The sequence below is a fragment of the Streptomyces sp. NPDC051041 genome, assembly GCF_044456065.1.
GTDB classification, from domain to species: domain Bacteria; phylum Actinomycetota; class Actinomycetes; order Streptomycetales; family Streptomycetaceae; genus Streptomyces; species Streptomyces glaucus.
This window is the reverse complement of the sequence record NZ_JBITFM010000006.1, coordinates 1-16,404: the sequence shown is the minus strand read 5'-3', so window position 1 is coordinate 16,404 and position 16,404 is coordinate 1. Positions and strand designations below refer to the sequence as shown.

14 protein-coding genes and 1 tRNA gene are annotated in these 16,404 nt (G+C 72.8%); 6 read left to right on the top strand and 9 right to left on the bottom strand.

The window, feature by feature from the left end:
• Positions 1 to 32 precede the first annotated feature (32 nt).
• The gene (locus tag ACIBAI_RS12500; RefSeq protein ID WP_399033961.1) at positions 33 to 770 is read right to left on the bottom strand and encodes a YcnI family protein; all 738 of its coding nucleotides are present in this window, start codon (positions 768 to 770) and stop codon (positions 33 to 35) included.
• 301 nt (positions 771 to 1,071) lie between these two features.
• Positions 1,072 to 1,884 carry a hypothetical protein gene (locus tag ACIBAI_RS12495; RefSeq protein ID WP_399033496.1) on the bottom strand — a complete coding sequence of 271 codons (813 nt, stop codon included), beginning with the start codon at positions 1,882 to 1,884 and terminating at the stop codon, positions 1,072 to 1,074.
• A 230-nt stretch (positions 1,885 to 2,114) separates the two neighbouring features.
• Between ACIBAI_RS12495 and ACIBAI_RS12490 the strand changes: the two genes are divergently transcribed.
• Complete coding sequence (locus ACIBAI_RS12490; RefSeq protein WP_399033495.1) at positions 2,115 to 2,567, top strand: ATP-binding protein; 453 nt, start codon at positions 2,115 to 2,117, stop codon at positions 2,565 to 2,567.
• A 111-nt stretch (positions 2,568 to 2,678) separates the two neighbouring features.
• On the opposite strand, the gene ACIBAI_RS12485 is transcribed toward ACIBAI_RS12490, so the two are convergent.
• Positions 2,679 to 4,163: an aminopeptidase P family protein gene (locus tag ACIBAI_RS12485; protein WP_399033493.1), complete on the bottom strand. Its 1,485-nt coding sequence runs from the start codon at positions 4,161 to 4,163 to the stop codon at positions 2,679 to 2,681.
• 199 nt (positions 4,164 to 4,362) lie between these two features.
• Positions 4,363 to 5,877, bottom strand: a complete 1,515-nt coding sequence (locus tag ACIBAI_RS12480; protein WP_399033492.1) for a PP2C family protein-serine/threonine phosphatase — start codon at positions 5,875 to 5,877, stop codon at positions 4,363 to 4,365.
• 484 nt (positions 5,878 to 6,361) lie between these two features.
• On the opposite strand from ACIBAI_RS12480, the gene ACIBAI_RS12475 reads away from it, so the two are divergent.
• A complete protein-coding gene (locus ACIBAI_RS12475) occupies positions 6,362 to 7,027 on the top strand; it encodes a bifunctional DNA primase/polymerase (RefSeq protein WP_399033490.1) in 666 nt (221 codons plus the stop codon).
• Between the two features lie 370 nt (positions 7,028 to 7,397).
• Entirely contained in the window at positions 7,398 to 7,985 is a 588-nt protein-coding gene (locus ACIBAI_RS12470) for a hypothetical protein (protein ID WP_399033488.1), read from the top strand.
• A gap of 235 nt (positions 7,986 to 8,220) precedes the next feature.
• Here ACIBAI_RS12470 and ACIBAI_RS12465 read toward each other — a convergent pair whose 3' ends face one another.
• The 3 genes from ACIBAI_RS12465 to ACIBAI_RS12455 form a co-directional block, all read right to left on the bottom strand.
• Complete coding sequence (locus tag ACIBAI_RS12465; RefSeq protein WP_399033486.1) at positions 8,221 to 9,186, bottom strand: DUF5926 family protein; 966 nt, start codon at positions 9,184 to 9,186, stop codon at positions 8,221 to 8,223.
• Positions 9,187 to 9,342: 156 nt separating this feature from the next.
• A complete protein-coding gene (locus ACIBAI_RS12460; RefSeq protein WP_399033484.1) occupies positions 9,343 to 9,981 on the bottom strand; it encodes an ATP-binding protein in 639 nt (212 codons plus the stop codon).
• Between the two features lie 249 nt (positions 9,982 to 10,230).
• On the bottom strand, positions 10,231 to 11,163 hold the full coding sequence (locus ACIBAI_RS12455; RefSeq protein ID WP_399033482.1) for a glycerophosphodiester phosphodiesterase: 933 nt from the start codon (positions 11,161 to 11,163) through the stop codon (positions 10,231 to 10,233).
• A 270-nt stretch (positions 11,164 to 11,433) separates the two neighbouring features.
• Between ACIBAI_RS12455 and ACIBAI_RS12450 the strand changes: the two genes are divergently transcribed.
• On the top strand, positions 11,434 to 12,909 hold the full coding sequence (locus tag ACIBAI_RS12450) for a S1C family serine protease (RefSeq protein ID WP_399033480.1): 1,476 nt from the start codon (positions 11,434 to 11,436) through the stop codon (positions 12,907 to 12,909).
• A 104-nt stretch (positions 12,910 to 13,013) separates the two neighbouring features.
• Positions 13,014 to 13,100, top strand: a tRNA-Ser gene (locus ACIBAI_RS12445).
• Positions 13,101 to 13,271: 171 nt separating this feature from the next.
• On the opposite strand, the gene ACIBAI_RS12440 is transcribed toward ACIBAI_RS12445, so the two are convergent.
• Complete coding sequence (locus ACIBAI_RS12440) at positions 13,272 to 14,459, bottom strand: MFS transporter (protein WP_399033478.1); 1,188 nt, start codon at positions 14,457 to 14,459, stop codon at positions 13,272 to 13,274.
• 678 nt (positions 14,460 to 15,137) lie between these two features.
• Here ACIBAI_RS12440 and ACIBAI_RS12435 point away from each other — a divergent pair.
• A complete protein-coding gene (locus tag ACIBAI_RS12435) occupies positions 15,138 to 15,500 on the top strand; it encodes a hypothetical protein (RefSeq protein WP_399033476.1) in 363 nt (120 codons plus the stop codon).
• 155 nt (positions 15,501 to 15,655) lie between these two features.
• Here ACIBAI_RS12435 and ACIBAI_RS12430 read toward each other — a convergent pair whose 3' ends face one another.
• Positions 15,656 to 16,270, bottom strand: a complete 615-nt coding sequence (locus tag ACIBAI_RS12430) for a hypothetical protein (RefSeq protein WP_399033474.1) — start codon at positions 16,268 to 16,270, stop codon at positions 15,656 to 15,658.
• Positions 16,271 to 16,404 lie beyond the last annotated feature (134 nt).

Sequence of the window (16,404 nt, the reverse complement as noted above, 5' to 3'; positions counted from 1 at the left end):
GTCCGACGCCCGGCGCACACCGTGAAGGGGGGTCAGGCGCCGGCGCGCCGGCGCTGGGCGAGCACGCCGTACGCCACGCCCACCGCGCCGACGACGATGCCGACGATGCCGAGGACGCGGGCGGTGGTGTCGGTGCCGTCGGAGGAGTCCTCCTCCTCGGCGGCGGTGTCCGTGGCGGCCGGCCGGGCCTCGTCGGAGGCCTCCTCGTCGGACGAGTCGTGCGCGTGCCCGTCCTCGGAGGCGGCGGACAGCTTCAGCACCGGGGCCGGGTTGTCGGGCTCCTCCTGGCCCTCCTGGGGCACCTCGATCCAGCGCACGACCTCGTCGTTGGAGTACGTCTGGATCGCCTTGAAGACGAGCTGGTCGGCGTCCTCGGGCAGCGCGCCGACGGAGACGGGGAACTTCTGGAAGAAGCCGGGCTGGATGCCCTTGCCGTCGGCGGTCCAGGTGACCTTGGTGACGGCCTCGTCGATCTTCTCGCCGTGCAGTTCCAGGGGCTTGTCCAGCCGGGACTTGGTGACCTTGACGGTCCAGCCGGCGACCGGCTCCGGCATCACCGAGGCCAGCGGGTGGTCGGTGGGGAAGGAGACCTCCAGCTTGGTGGTGGAGGCGTTGTCGCGCTCGTTGGGGACCTTGAAGTCGACGACCGCGTAGCCGCCCTTGGCGGCCGGGCCCTCCGGCTGCACGGTGACGTGCGCGAAGGCGGGGGAGGACAGGACGAGGACGGCGGCGCCGGCGGCGCCGGCGGCGGCGATACGGGAAGCCTTCACGGCCTTCGTGGCCTTCATGACAGAAGCACTCCGCTTCGAGTGAGGTGGACGACGAGGAGGGATGCGCGCGGGACGGCTTCCGGCACGGGAGCCCGCCAGGGGCACCGGGAAGGCGGCCGGACGCCGGAGACGGCGAACGGACGCCGGGCCGGGGCGGGCCGCCGCAGGCCGCGGCGAAACGGGCCGCGGGGCGCCGGGCCGGGGCGGGCCGCCGGAAGGCGGCCGCCCGCGCGCGTGCCGCAGGACGGCCACGGCCCTCCCCGCTTCCGGGGTGCGGAGGGCGGAGCGGTGTCGCGGCGCGTCAGGCGGCCAGGGCGAGGGCGGCGGCCGGCGGGCCGCGTCGGATCACCGTGTGCTGGAGTGCGGCGGTGTGCGGGCACGGCGGCGCGAGCAGGGCGGTACGGGGCGGGCGCGGACCGGCCCCGGGCGCGGCCGGGAGCCCGGCGTGCAGGGCGCGCACCAGCGCGAGCGCCCCGCGCAGGGACCGTACGAGCGCGCCCTCGGTGACGGTGTGCGCCGACAGGTCGACGAGCCGCGCCACGGCCAGGTCCCCGTGGCGCAGCAGCCAGCCGGCGGCGATCGCCGCGAGGACGTGGCCGAGCAGCATCGGCAGGGACGGCAGCAGCGCCGCCGGGGAACCGGCGGCGGCCGACAGGGCGTCGGCCGGGTGGTGCGCGGTGCCGGCGTGGAGGCCGGTGTCGGGACGGATCCGGGCGTCGGCGAGGATGCGCTGCGCCTGGGCCGGGCTGATCGCCGCCGCGGTGGTCCCGCACATCAGCCGGGCGGCCTGTTCGACCAGCGTGGCGTCGGCAGGGGGGTCCGCGACCGTCGCCGTGCCGTGCCGGCCCAGCCCGAACAGCGTGTGCAGCGCGGTCTGGCCGGCCGCCAGCAGCGCCGCGGTCCCGGGCAGCGAGCGCGCGCGTCCGGCGAGCGGCGCCGCGACCACGACCGCCCCGAGGAATCCCGCGCCCAGCGTCCACAGCGGAACGGCGGCGTAGGAGGCCAGGGAGTGCCCCGCGGCGGCCAGCACGACGCAGACCGCGGCGAACACCGCGGCCCGCAGCATCCGGAGGCCGTCTCCGGAGCGCGCCGTGCGCTGGTGGGGGGCAGTCATGGCGGGCTCATCATCCCACTGGCCGCCGCCCCGCCGTGCGGCAGGTCCGCAAAATGCGCTACGGCCGGAAGGTCACCGTCTGAACCGTCTGGTAGCACCCGTCCCGCATACACCCGCCACGGCGGCGGCGCATCCGCCGTATGGGCGGTATCACGCGGACTCTGCGCTTACGTTCGAGCACGGGGGGCAATACGTAACGGTATGTCGAGCCGCGGCCGGGAGGCTGGAGCATGAGCATCTGGTGGTCACTCCATCTGCGGCGGGAGGCCGCGAGCGTGCCGCTGGCCAGGCGCATGCTGCTCGGCACGATGGAGACCGCGGGCGTCGACCCCGAGATCTCCTACGACCTGTCCGTCGCCCTCAGCGAGGCCTGCGCCAACGCGGTGGAGCACGGCGGGGGCAGGGGGCGCGGCGGCTGCTCCGAGGCGTACCGGGTCACCGCCTACCTCGACGGCGAGATGTGCCGCATCGAGGTCACCGACGCGGGCCCCGGCTTCCCCGCCCCGGGCGCGCCGGCGGTCCGTCCCGCGCCCGCGGACGCCGAGCACGGCCGGGGCCTGTGCCTCATCCGGGAACTCGCCGACCACGTCCACATCGGCAGCGCGCCGGGCCGGAGCGGCGCGGTGGTGAGCTTCGACAAGACCGTGAAGTGGCGCAAGGGCGCGCCCCTGGCAGCGGTGTGACGTCCGGCCCGCCGTGTCGGCCGTCCCCGGACGCACCGATGGCCGGACACCCCGCGGGGCGCCCGGCCATCGCGTCGTACCGGCCCGTGACCGGCGCCGCAGGGCCGCCGCTCAGCCCTTCAGGGCCGCCATCCACGCCTCCACCTCGTCGGACCGGCGCGGCAGCGCCGCCGACAGGTTCCGGTTGCCGTCCTCGGTGACCAGGATGTCGTCCTCGATCCGCACGCCGATGCCCCGGTACTCCTCGGGCACGGTCAGGTCGTCGGCCTGGAAGTACAGCCCCGGCTCGACGGTGAGCACCATGCCCGGCTCCAGGACGCCGTCCACGTACGTCTCCGTCCGCGCCGCCGCGCAGTCGTGGACGTCCATGCCGAGCATGTGCCCGGTGCCGTGCAGCGTCCAGCGGCGCTGCAGCCCCAGCTCCAGCACCCGCTCCACCGGGCCCTCGACGAGCCCCCACGCGACGAGCTTCCCGGCCAGCACGCGCTGGGCGGCGTCGTGGAAGTCGCGGTACTTGGCGCCCGGCCGGACGGCCGCGATGCCGGCCTCCTGGGCCTCGTACACGGCGTCGTAGATCTTCCGCTGGATCTCGCTGTAGCGGCCGCTGACGGGCAGGGTGCGCGTGACGTCGGCGGTGTAGTACGTGTGCGTCTCCACGCCCGCGTCCAGCAGGAGCAGGTCGCCGGAGCGGACCGGGCCGTCGTTGCGCACCCAGTGCAGCGTGCAGGCGTGCGGGCCGGCGGCGGCGATGGTGCCGTAGCCGACGTCGTTGCCCTCCACCCGCGCGCGGAGGAAGAACGTGCCCTCGATGTAGCGCTCGCTCGTCGCCTGCGCCTTGTCCAGGACCTTCACCACGTCCTCGAAGCCGCGCACGGTGGAGTCGACGGCCTTCTGCAGCTCGCCGATCTCGAAGTCGTCCTTGACCAGCCGCATCTCGGAGAGGAAGACCCGCAGCTCCTCGTCCCGCTCGGCGGTGACCTTGTCGGTCAGCGCGGCCTCGATGCCGGCGTCGTGGCCGCGCACGACCCGCACCGGCCCGGTCGCCTCGCGCAGCCTGCCGGCCAGCTCGCGCACGTCGGAGGCGGGGATGCCGTACAGCTGCTCGGCCTCGGCGAGGGAGTGGCGGCGGCCGACCCACAGCTCGCCCTGGCCGTCCAGCCAGAACTCGCCGTTCTCCCGGTCCGAGCGCGGCAGGAGGTAGATCGTGGCCCGGTGGCCGTCGGCCGTGGGCTCCATGACCAGGACGCCGTCCTCGGTCTGGTTGCCGGTGAGGTAGGCGTACTCGACGGAGGCCCGGAAGGGGTACTCGGTGTCGTTCGACCGGGTCTTGAGGTTGCCCGCGGGGACGACCAGGCGCTCGCCGGGGAAGCGCGCGGACAGCGCCGCGCGGCGCGCGGCGGTCCGGGCGGCCTGCGGGATCGGCTCCAGGTCGCGCAGCTCGGTGTCGGCCCAGCCGCTCCGCATGTTCTCGGCGAGCTCGTCGGACACGCCCGGGTACAGGCCGTTCTTGCGCTGCTTGATGGGCTCCTCGGGCGCTTCCGGGTCCGCTGCGGCGGCAGCGGCACCGGACACCGCCGGGGTGAGTTCCTCGGCCACGGTCATCCTCCTCGATACGGCACTGGACCCTCCCCCGAGCTGTCGCCTCCGCTCGAGCGGGGGGCACCCCCACCGAGCTGCCGGCTCCGCTCGAACGGGGGGCGCTCCCCCGAGCTGTCGGCTCCGCCCGGACGGGAGACACCCTCATCATCGTACGGTCGTGCGGGGGAGGGGACCGGGCCGGAGGAGCAAGGGCCCGCTACTCGAAGTGCGCCGCGAGGAGCACGACGTCCTCCCCGCCGCCGGCCGCGTCCGCGGCGTCCGGCAGCACGGTCCGCAGGACGTGGTCCGCGACGGCGCCGGGGTCGCGCCGCACCGCCCTGGGCACGCCGGCCGCCGCCGCGTGCAGCCGGGCGAAGGCGCGGTCGGCGGGGTCGCCGGTGCGCTGGAGCAGCCCGTCGGTGTAGAGCAGGACCGTCTCCCCCGGCTCCGCGTGGATCTCCACGCTCGGCGCCTCCCAGCAGGCGAGCATGCCCAGCGGCGCGGAGACGGAGGTCTCCACGAACTCCGTGCGCCGCCGGCCGATCAGCAGCGGCGGGCTGTGCCCGGCCCCGGCCAGCGTGATCCGCCGCAGGGCCGGCTCGCAGTAGCCGAACAGGGCGGTGGCCGAGCGGGCGGGCTCGGTCAGCCGCAGCAGCAGCTCCAGGTCGGACAGGACGGCGACCGGGTCCTCGCCCTCCATCACGGCGTACGCCCGCAGGGACGCCCGCAGCCGGCCCATCGCGGCGACCGCGCCGGGCCCGGAGCCGGTGACGGACCCGACGGCGAGGCCGAGGGCGGCGTCCGGCAGCGGCAGCGCGTCGAACCAGTCGCCGCCGCCGCGCGGTCCGGTGCGGTGCCGCGCGGCGAGCCGGACGCCGGGCACCCGCGGCAGGCGCGTGGGCAGCAGTTCCTCGGACATCGTCGCCATGCGCGCGCGTGCGCGCTCGACCTCGACGAGCCGGGCGAGGTGCTCGGCGGCGTAGCGGGCGTACAGGCCGACGAGGTGGCGCTGCCGCTCGGCGGGCTCGGCGGGCTCGTCGTAGAGCCACACGGCGACGCCCAGCCGACCCGCGGACTCGGGCGACAGGGGGAGGGCGTAACTGGCGGCGTAGCCGAGGCGCGCGGCGACCTCGCGGTGGCGCGGGTCCAGGCCCTCCTCGGCGAACAGGTCGGGCTGGGCGACGCCGTCCGCGCAGCCGGGCGGGCCGTCGAGGATCCGTCCGTACGGGGTCGCGCCGCGCGGCACGGTCTCCAGGTGGCCGAGGTCGGCCCGGCCCAGGCCCAGGCCGGCGGTGGTGGCGGGGCCGAGTCCGTCGTGCGGCTCCAGCACGAGGAGGCCGCGCCGGGCGCCCACCAGGGCGGCTCCGGCGCGCAGCACCTCCTGGAGCGCTTCGGGGAGCGCGCCGGTGCGGGCCAGTCGCCCGGTGAGTTCGTGGAGGGTCGTCAGGTCCGACACCCAGCCGGCCAGGCGGTCCTGGAGCAGGGCGCCGGGAGGGGGCGCGGGAGGGAGCGGGGCGGCGGGGGAGGAACCCTGCGCGGCGGGCGCAACAGTCTGTGCGGGGGAGGGAACCGCTGAATCGATTCCGGCCACTTTCGGAGGGTGCGAAGCGTTCATGGCTTCCGGCTTTCCGGCCGGTGCGTACTGCCCAAAAGCATCGCAAACCCCCATGTCGTTCTGCGCCGCCAGCAGTGTCTCCACATGTACACGGACTCGTGAGGGGATGTCCAGCATTGTCCTGCGGGGATCGCTGGTGTCCCAGGGGCTTGTGTGATCCCTTTGCCGCAGGGCAAAGTTGGCTTGAAACTGCTCCAGTCAACGGCTTGTTGCGGTCGACTGGGCTTGCTCCACGGAGCGTCACAGCGGTTGTGATGGGTACGTACTCGGTGAAAGACCAGGGGTGGCCCGGGGTCACCCGGGAACCTGGTGAACGACCCGGGCGTCTTAACCACCGACGACCGTGCCCCATCCTCCCGTGACGGAGGCGGAGAGACATACGCGGGCGGCAAAACGCCAGACTTCGCCACCCCACGCCACGGCCATGCTTTCGACAGACGCGGCATGGACGGGGACGCAGCCCACGCTCGGCCCGTAGGGGTTCCCCTCGCCTCCGGCGGGGGTGTGATGCGCCAACAGGTACGCACAGTGAAGCGATCGACACATGTTGTGATGTGGACCACGGTGTTGCCAGCGGTGCAACGGAAAGGAACGAGCGCTCATGCGCGAGATCCTCGGAAGGCGACGCAGGCTCCTGTCCCAGCGGAAGGACGGAAAGCCTGAGCCGGTCGGCGCGGCCCTGACCTTCGCGACGCAATGGCAGTGGCCCGTACTCCCCGGCGTGACGGCGAACCCGCAGGGGCGGTCCCGCTGCGGCTGCCCCGACCCGGAGTGCACGGTGCCGGGCGCGCACCCCTTCGACCCCGGCCTCCTCGCGGCCACCACCGACGCGCGCATGGTGCGCTGGTGGTGGACCAACCGGCCCACCGCGCCGATCATCCTGGCCACCGGCGGCAGGGCGCCGTGCGCGGTCTCCCTGCCCGCGCTGCCGGCCGCCCACGCCCTGGAGGCGCTGGACCGCGCCGGCCTGCGCCTCGGCCCCGTCGTCGCCTCCCCCACGCGCTGGTCGATCCTCGTGCGGCCGTACTCCATGGAGCAGCTGGGCGAGCTGCTGTACGCCAAGGACTTCGTGCCCGGCTCCCTCCGCTTCCACGGCCAGGGCGGCTATCTCGCGCTGCCCCCGTCCGAGACGGGCCACGGCGCCGTCCGCTGGGAGCGCGCGCCGCTGCCGGGCTCGGCCGCGCCGTGGGTGCCGGACGTGGAGGCCGTGGTGGACGCCGCGGTCGAGGCCCTCACTCGTACGGGTGTGAGCGCGCCCGAGTTGTAGGGGTGTCGGCGCGGGCGGAACCCGACTCCCGCCCGTGGTCGTTATCGTCCGCTCCATGCCGCTTCGTTCTGGGAAGCACGGCGCCGGAGACGGGGCGCACGGAACCGAGGGCCGGGGGCGTGACGCCGGCGGGCCGGTGCGTCGCGCCGAGGGACGGCCGGGGGACGACGACAGGCCGGTGCGCCCCGCGCCGGACCCGCCGCCTCGCGGGGAGCGCCGCCGGGTGCCCCGCGCCGGGCGTGTGACGCGCCGGCCGGGACCGGGACGCCGCACGGCCGGACGGCATCGTGCCGGGGCCGGGAGACACCGTGCCGCGAGGTCGCCGCACGCCGTCCACGACGGGCCGGATCCCCGGCGTGTCCGTCTGCTGGTGCTCATCGGCATCGTGGCGTGCGCGGTCGTCCTGCCGCTCGCCGTGGCGTCCGCGGGGTCCGTGGGATTCGGGGCGGTCGTGGGATCGGCGGGGGAGGAGGGCCGCCCGGCCGTACGGTTCCCCGCGCGGAGCGGTGACACCGCGGCGCCTCCCGGCGGCGATGCCGCGCTCCCCGGCGACGGCAAGGCGCGCGCCGCCCACCCCGCCCCCTCCCGGCTGCGCCTGGATCCCGGCCAGGCCACCGCCGTGCGCTGCGGTCCCGAACTCGCCGCCCCCGGCGGCGTCGAGGCGCAGACGTGCGTCCTGACGCAGGGCGAGGAGACCTGGGCGCGGACCTACTACCGCAACCTCACCGGCGACGCGCTGCACGCCGTGCTGAGCCTCCTGGGGCCCGGCTCCCGGGCCGTGCGGCTGCACTGCGCGGTGGGCGCCGGGGACGAGCCGGGGCTGTGCGAGACGCCCCGGGAGCGCCTGCGGGCGGCGCCGGCCGCCTACACGGCCGTCACGGAGTTCGCGCGCCGGACCGGGAGCGGGCCGCTGCTGCTGCGGTCCGCGAGCAACTCGCCCATGCAAACGGGGAGTTGACGGGCGACTGCGCACCGTGCAGGACCGCGGACATGGAAAGACCCGGTTGCTGGCGACGGGGGATGCACCAGCAACCGGGCTACTGGAACGGTAACAAGAGATCGGCAGTTCGCAAATTCGATCTCTGCTTTTCCGGTCACCGATCGGCCTGCCCGTACCGGGAGTTGCGGCCCGGGTCGTCCGCACCGCGGGAGAGGTGCGGACGACCGGCCGAACCGGCTTCCCGGGGGCGGCGTCAGCTGAGGGTGACCTGGCGGTTGGTCAGGCCGCCGCGGGCCCGCCGCTCGTCCGCGGTGAGCGGTGCGTCCGAGGCCAGGGCCTCGGCGAGGTGCTCGGCGAACACGGCGGCCGGCTTCTCCACGTCCTGCGCGCCGACCCCGCTCGGCAGGTCCCAGACCGGCACGGTCAGCCCGTGGGCACGGAAGGAGCCGACGAGCCGGGTGCCCTCGCCGAGGCTGGTGCGGCCCGCCGCCTGCAGCCGCGCGAGCGCGTCCAGAAGACGCTCCTCGGCGTGCGGCATCACCCAGCGCAGGTGGTTCTTCTCCGGCGTCTCGCACCAGTACGCGGCGTCCACGCCCTGGAGCCGCACGGTCGGGATGGCCGCGGCGTTGGCCCGCTCCAGAGAGGCGGTCACCTCCGCCGTGGCGTTCTCCGGGTCCGGGACCCAGAACTCGAAGCCGCTGTGCACAACTGGCTCGAACGCGCCTGCCGGGTCGAGCAGGTCCTGCAGCCGCGGGCCGTCGGCCGGTGCGCGGCGGCCCTGCACGGGCGTGCCCGGCTCGGCGGTCAGGGCGCGCCGGAGGGTGTCGGCGAGGTCGCGGCTGAGGTCGCCCGACGGGGTGTCGTTCTGCAGGCCGAGCAGCACCGAGCCGTCGTCGCGGCGCAGGGCGGGCCAGGCCATCGGCAGGACCGTGGCCAGCGTGACCGACGGCACGCCCTCGGGAAGGCCGTCCTTGAGGGTCAGCTCGACCGTGGCGGCGGGCACCAGCTCGCGCAGCGCGACCCAGTCGCACTCGCCCGGCAGTCCCTCGAACGGGCGCTGCACCAGCTCGGTCACGGCCTGGGCGGCGGCCCGGCCGTGGCAGGCCTTGTAGCGGCGGCCACTGCCGCAGGGGCACGGTTCGCGGGCGCCGACCACCGGGATCTCGGCATCGCCGAGCTGCGGGCGCTTGGCCTTCGTCTGAGGTCGCTTCTTGGCCATCGTGGGTGTCTCCCGGTTACGGCTCGTCTCGTACGGGCGCGAGCCTAGCCGTTCCCGCCGCGTCGGTCGGGATCCCGTGGACGACGGCGCGACCCGTGGGCGGCCGGGCCACCCGTGCCGGTGAAGCGGGAGCGGGCCGGTCACCGAAGCCGCCGCTCAGCCCCGTTCGTCGAACGCGCTCCTGAGGCCCGGGCCGGGGATCCGGGACACGGCCGGGGCCGCGGCCCGCGGGGCGAAGCCGTCCCGGCGGCGCCCGGCGTCCGGGTCGTGCACGTCGTCGTGGACGACGACCCAGACCGTGACCTCGCCCCGGGCGTCGTCCCGTACGCCCCAGTCGTCGGCCAGCGCGGTGATGATGTTCAGCCCGCGGCCGCCGTGCGCGGTGACCGACGGGGTGGCCGGCGCCGGGCGGGTCGGGCCGCCGCCGTCCGTGACCTCGACGACGAGCCGGCCGTCCGGTTCCACCCGCCACGCGGCCCGGACGTCGCCGTCGCCGGCCAGGGCGTCGCCCAGCGGCCGGCCGTGTTTGCACGCGTTGCTCAAGAGTTCGGAAAGAATCAGTACGGCGTCGTCGACGACCGATTCCGCCACGCCGTCCCTGCGCAGTTGATCGCGCATGCGGCGTCTCGCTTCCCCCACGCCTGCCGGACCGTGGGGAACGGCCATGCTCGACGACGTGGGCACCTCCTGTGCCACCACCAACGCCACCCCCGAGACCTCCTTCGCCCCACGCCACGGTGTGGATGCCCCAATGGCCTGTACCGGAAACCGGCCGATCCACGTCCGGTGACGCATCCGAAACGATCGAACACGCACCGAACGCGCGCCGGACGCGCCGGAGCACTCCTCGTAACCATATGGCTGGATTCCGTCGGTGTGGCCGAAAGGGGAGGATGGAACAGTCCGGCCGCCGGGTCAAGGGCCGTGACGGGAACAAGGGATTCCGGCGGGACCTAAGGACGGCGGCGGGAGCGGACGCCCCCGCGTGACCAGCAGGTTCCGGCAGGAGCGGACGATCCCGGCGGACGCGGGGCCCGCGCGGGATCAGCGGCCGAGCCGGCGCAGCACCGCGCCCGGACGGTTGGTGATGATGGCGTCGACGCCCAGGCCGACGCAGAGATCCACGTCCTCCGGCTCGTTCACGGTCCACACGTGCACCTGGTGGCCGGCCCGCTTCAGGCGCTCGACGTAGGCGGGGTGATTGCGCACGATCCGGATCGAGGGACCGGCGATCCCCACGCCCGCGGGCAGCCGCCCGTCGCGCAGCCGGGGCGGGACGAACTGCATCAGGTACACCGTCGGCAGCGTCGGCGAGGCGGCCCGCACCCGGTGCAGCGAGCGGGCGGAGAAGCTCATCACGCGCACCTGGGACCGGTCGGGGGAGGCCGGCGCGTCGAGTCCGAACCGCTTCAGCAGCGTCAGCAGCCGCTCCTCCACCTGCCCCGCCCAGCGCGTGGGGTGCTTGGTCTCGATGGCCAGCTCCACCCGGCGGTCGGCGTCGGCGACGAGTTCGAGCAGCCGTTCCAGGGTGAGGACGGAGGTCTCCTCCCGGTCCTCGGGCCGGTGCTCCCAGTCGGGCTCCTCGTCCCTGTCCTGCCAGGAGTCGCTCGCGCCGAAGTCGTGCCGCCGGGAATCGCCCCGCCGGAAACCGTCCAGCCGCAGGCCGTCCAGCCGCAGGCCGTCCCGCCGGGGGGCGTCCCGGCAGGATGCGCGCGTCTTCCAGGAGCCGAAGTCCAGGGCGGCCAGCTCGGCCAGCTCCAGGGCGGAGACCGCGCCCCGGCCGTTGGACGTACGGTTGACGCGGCGGTCGTGGACGCACACGAGGTGTCCGTCGGCGGTCAGGCGCACATCGCACTCCAGGGCGTCCGCACCGTCCTCGATCGCCTTGCGGTACGCGGCCAGGGTGTGCTCGGGCGCCTCCTCGGAGGCTCCGCGATGGGCGACGACTTGGATCCGCTGCTGCCGTGCGTGGGTCACCGCGTCATGGTGCCACCGCGCGCGGGTAGGCGTGCGAACGGCGGCGACGCTCTTGCGTCCGGTAAGTGTCACATGCCCTATATAAGGAATGGTCGCGGCCCCACAGCAACCGCTTATGGTGCTCTGACGGCTCGTGGGAAAAGCTGTCGGCATACAAATAGACATGCAGGACACGCACAGTTGAATCGCGCCGGACCGCCGGCACCGACCAGCGCCCACCAGCGTGACCGAGTGCGAACAGACAGCAGCCGTGGATCGAGGAGAGACGCTGTGAACACCGAGAACGAGGGCACCGCGGTACCCCCGGCCCCGTCCGCACCCCCCGTGCCGGTGGAATCCCCCGCAGCCTCCCCGCAGGCCGCGGCGCCCGGCAGCGACGCGCCGGCGACCCCGGCGCCCCCCGCGAGCGCTCCCCCCGGCACGGACCGGGAGGGGGCGTACGCCGCCCAGGCGCCGGCCTACGGACCGGCGGGCGCGGCAGCGGGCGGCGCGCAGGGGCACGCTTTCCACGGCCCGGCCCCGGACGCCGCCTGGCCCCCGCCCCCGCCCACCACCCCGTCGTACGGCGGCGGGGACGGCGGTTCCGGCGGCTGGGGCGCCCCCTACCAGCAGCCGGCGCCGAAGGCCGGCCGGGGACGCGGCGGACTGCTCGCCGCGATCCTGATCGCCGCGCTGGCCGCGGGCGGACTGGGCGGCGGTCTCGGGTACACCCTGGCCAAGAACAACGACGAGACCGCCTCCACGACGGTCTCCGCCTCCGACACCGGCGGCTCCCTCAAGCGCGACCCGGGCACGGTCGCCGCCGTGGCCGCCAAGGCACTGCCCAGCACGGTCACGATCGAGGCCGAGAGCACCAGCGGCGAGGGCGGCACCGGAACCGGCTTCGTCTTCGACACCCAGGGCCACATCGTCACCAACAACCACGTGGTGGCGGGCGCGGTCGACGGCGGCAGGCTCACGGCGACCTTCCCCGACGGCAGGAAGTACGACGCCGAGGTGGTCGGCAACGCCCAGGGCTACGACGTGGCCGTCATCAAGCTCAAGAACGCCCCCGCGAATCTGAAGCCGCTCCCCCTGGGCGACTCCGACAAGGTGGCCGTGGGCGACTCGACCATCGCCATCGGCGCCCCCTTCGGCCTGTCCGACACGGTGACCACGGGCATCATCAGCGCCAAGGACCGCCCGGTGGCCTCCAGCGACGGCAGCGCCGACAGCAAGGCGTCCTACATGAGCGCCCTGCAGACCGACGCCTCGATCAACCCCGGCAACTCCGGCGGCCCGCTGCTGGACGCGCAGGGCAACGTCATCGGCATCAACTCCGCCATCCAGTCCAGCAGCAACGGCGGCTTCGGCAGCGGACAGGCCGGCTCGATCGGCCTGGGCTTCGCCATCCCGATCAACCAGGCCAAGTACGTCGCCCAGCAGCTGATCAAGACCGGCAAGCCGGTGTACGCGAAGATCGGAGCCTCCGTCTCCCTGGAGGACACCACGGACGGCGCGCAGATCACCGACCAGGGCACCGGCGGCACCGAGCCGGTCGAGCCGGGCGGCCCGGCCGACAAGGCCGGCCTGCAGCCCGGGGACGTGATCACCAAGCTCGACGACACGGTGATCGACAGCGGCCCGACCCTGATCGGCGAGATCTGGACCCACCAGCCCGGCGACAAGGTGACCATCACCTACGAGCGCGACGGCAAGGAACACACGGCCGAGCTCACCCTCGGCTCCCGCGTGGGCGACAGCTGAGCCCGCCACCGCGCGCGTGCCACCCCGGTTCCCCACGGCTGACCCGCACGCGCGCGTGCCGACCCGCTACCCTTGTCCCCGCGTCGCCGGCACGGCCGACGCGGGGAGGTGTGCCCGAGCGGCCGAAGGGAACGGTCTTGAAAACCGTCGTGGCAGCGATGTCACCGTGGGTTCAAATCCCACCGCCTCCGCACAGGTCGTAGATGTTGCAGGTCAGAAGGGGTGCCCCTCGATGGGGGGCGCCCCTTCTGCACTAGGGCTGTCTCACCTTGATCCGGCTCTGTCACGTTGTTGATCAGTGCGTGTGGACCAGTCGTGGACCAGATTCGGCCCGTGAGATGTGTTGTGACCAGGGCTTTTGTTCACGACCCGGACGTTGAGGACTTTCGCTGCGGCAGCAGCAGTCGCCCGCCGAGCAGCAGCGCGCAGGACCCCATGGACAGCAGCCCGCCTACAAGGAAGATGCCACGCACGTCGGCGAGCGGCAGTACCAGTCCCCCGAGCGCGGATCCTGCCGCGATACCGGCGTTGTAGGCACCGGAGTTGGCCGCGAGCGCGATATCAGTGCGGCTAGGTGCACAGCGCAGCATCTCGTTCTGTGTGGCCATGAACACCGGCCCGAGTGCACCGCCCATCAACACCAGGAACAGCACTGCTGCCAACGGATGGGTACCGGTTCCGTACAAGCCGAGCATGCCGACTGTCTGAGTGGCTACGGCAGTGGTCAGCGTGGAGTGCGGGAAGCGGTTCAGCAGTGTCCCGGTGATGCTCACCCCGACCAAACAGGCAACGCCAAGAGCGGCGAACAGAGCGCTGACTGTACTGGGAGAGAACCCGCTCACGTCGCCAAGGAACTTCACGATGTAGGTGAACCCCGCGAACGCCCCGGTGGCGGACAGGGTGCCGGCCGCCAGTACGGTCCCGAACCAGTTCGTGTCAGGGTTGGAACCGTAAGCGGCACGCCCTTCGTCCGGACGGGAGGTCGGCAACAGGGCGGCGATCGTGACGAGGGAGATGAGCCCAGGACCCGCCAGCACAGCGAGTGGCACTGGCCAGCCGCTCTGCTGGCCGAGCCAGGTACCCAGGGGGACGCCAAGTACGAGGGCGAGCGAACCGGCGACGGACAGCGCCCCGATTACTCGCCCCCGGATCTCGGGCGGGAACAGGCCCACCGCGACCGGCCCCATTACGGCCCAGAACAGCGCCTGGGCGAGCGCGGTCACCAGTCGAGCTGCGAGCAGCACCGAGTAGGACGTGGCCAGCGCCGCGACCAGGCTGGACACGATGAGAGCGGCCAGCAGTCCGGTAAGCACATAGCGTCGCGGCATGACCCGAGTGACGTGGGCCAGCGGCAAGGACGCCACGGCGACTGTCACGCCGTAGCCGGTGACCAGATAGCCGACCGCTGACACTGACACCTGTAGGCCCTCGGAGATGAGTTCCAGGAGGCCGACCGGCAGATTTTCCGCGGTGTTGAAGGTGAAGGCGGCCAGCATCAGGGCCGCGAGCACTGCCAGCCTGTGCCATGAAGCCGGTTGTGTCGTGACCATACGGCCAAGGAGTAGCACCGGAATGGGTATCGCCCCCACTCGTTTTCCGTGGGGGCGACGCTCTATGACCCTGGCGTGGCGGCGTTGTCCAGCCCAGCCCGTCCATTCCTCTTCGGCGGCTTCCAAGGCCCGCTCGATCTGTTCGTTCGAGCGCTGGCTGCGGTGAATCGCCTTGGCGTAGAAGCGGAAGAGGACAGCGATACTGTGGCCAGCCCGCCGCGCGAACTCAGCCGGGAAGATCCGGACTCAAGCCAGAGTGAGACTCCCGCGTGACGCAGGGAGTACGGCAGACCCAATCGTGGCGCTGCCAAGAGCGGCCTGGCCACTGCAAGACCATGAGCTTGGGAAGCTTGGGCTCTCTACAGATGGTTGCTGGGCTGACCTGCGGTAGACCGGCTACGGAGCCCTGACTGGCCGACGACCTGGTCCCTGCCTTTCCCCGTGGTTCCCCGCACGATCTGGCACGGTTCTGGCGCGACCTCTTCGTCCCGAACTTTCGGCTGGGAGGTCGTCGAGGGCTGCTGAGCTGGTCGGTGGGCCGCTGACGGCTGTTGGTGATCGGCTGCGGTCGTGGTGGTTGCTGTACTTCGCTGCTGTACTGCTTGTAGTAGTACCGGGCCGGTGTCAGGCCGGTACGATGCGCAGGCTGGGCAGTGTCCACGCGATGGGGGAGGGGCAATGAGGATCAAGGATCCGGAGTACTCGGCAGCGGTCGAAGCGGCCGTGGAAATCCTGCGGAAGCGGGCCCGGCAGGGACAGACCATCACGTATGGGGAGCTGAGCGCAGAGTTGGCGGCACGGGGCTTTGACTCCATTCCGCCTCACCGCGGAATCATGACCTACCTGCTCAAGGACGTCTGCCTTCACCGTAACGAGGACGGACGAGCACCGATGCTTTCGGCGATCGTGGTGAACAAGGCGAGCCGGGAGCCGTCCGAGCAGTTCTCCGGCCTTGCTCGGAGCCTGCCCTTCTCCCGGCCGGCCAACTGGAGCTGGCGGGACGAGCAGCAGCAGGTGTTCGCTCAGCACCGCGAGGAATGACCTCGCCCTCGACACCCGCTTCAGGAGTTCGATCCGGGCCCGTTTCGACTGCTGCTGTCGACTGGAGCGACTGCCGGACAGGTGTGCTGGCGTATGCCCCTGTCCGGCTTCGTTGATGTCAGCTGCGGATGTCAGAAGCCTTCTGAAGCGATCGGTTACCCGCAGTCGATGTCGGTCGATGCCCCATGGAGGACCGGATCGGTGCTCGTACCACTGATCCGCAAATGGCCGCCCTCCTGTCCCCAGGACAGTTCGTACGTGCCTGCATCGATGGGACGGTAACCATCGTCGACCGTCCAGGAACCCGACTCGCCCAGGGCCAGGCCGGTGCGCCCCACCGCGTACACCTCGCCATTGCCGATCACGAGGAAGGATGTCTCCCGCACCACGGCCGTGCAGCCCTTCGGCCCCACAGGGCGCAGCACGCGGTATTCCACGTTCGAGATCAGGTCGTCTACCGCTCCCCATGTAGTGCCGAGCGATGCCGTCACGATCAGCAGACTGCTCCCCAGCCGTGCCCACTTGGCTCGCTTCCTCAGGAGCTTTGAGGCATCCGTCAGGCGGCCCACCCGGGTGAGGGTCCATCGGAGAACGAGCGATACGACAAGGAGAACTGCACTCACGCCCCAGCCGGGGATCACCCGCCCCTGCACGACCAGCAGGAGGTTATTCCAACTTGCCACGGCGGCGAGTGCCAGGCTCCCGGTGCCGGTTGCCATGGAGACGGCCGGCGACAACCTCACGCTGTGCTGTGTGCATGCTTCGGTCACGGCGGGTACGACTCTCCGAACACGCCCACAGTTGCGCTGAGAAGCTGTTGTCTTTCCGAGAGTGCGGGTGTGTTTCCGCTGGTCAGGTGTAGGGGTGGTGTTTCGGCGGGAGGGACGGGTTGTTGTGTCGTCTC

Coding starts and splice junctions, on each gene's coding strand:
- ACIBAI_RS12495 (WP_399033496.1), bottom strand. CDS start 1,884: ATGACTGCCCCCCACCAGCGCACGGCGCGCTCCGGAGACGGCCTCCGG.
- ACIBAI_RS12480 (WP_399033492.1), bottom strand. CDS start 5,877: ATGCTGGACATCCCCTCACGAGTCCGTGTACATGTGGAGACACTGCTG.
- ACIBAI_RS12440 (WP_399033478.1), bottom strand. CDS start 14,459: ATGGTCACGACACAACCGGCTTCATGGCACAGGCTGGCAGTGCTCGCG.
- ACIBAI_RS12435 (WP_399033476.1), top strand. CDS start 15,138: ATGAGGATCAAGGATCCGGAGTACTCGGCAGCGGTCGAAGCGGCCGTG.
- ACIBAI_RS12475 (WP_399033490.1), top strand. CDS start 6,362: ATGCGCGAGATCCTCGGAAGGCGACGCAGGCTCCTGTCCCAGCGGAAG.
- ACIBAI_RS12460 (WP_399033484.1), bottom strand. CDS start 9,981: ATGCGTCACCGGACGTGGATCGGCCGGTTTCCGGTACAGGCCATTGGG.
- ACIBAI_RS12465 (WP_399033486.1), bottom strand. CDS start 9,186: ATGGCCAAGAAGCGACCTCAGACGAAGGCCAAGCGCCCGCAGCTCGGC.
- ACIBAI_RS12490 (WP_399033495.1), top strand. CDS start 2,115: ATGAGCATCTGGTGGTCACTCCATCTGCGGCGGGAGGCCGCGAGCGTG.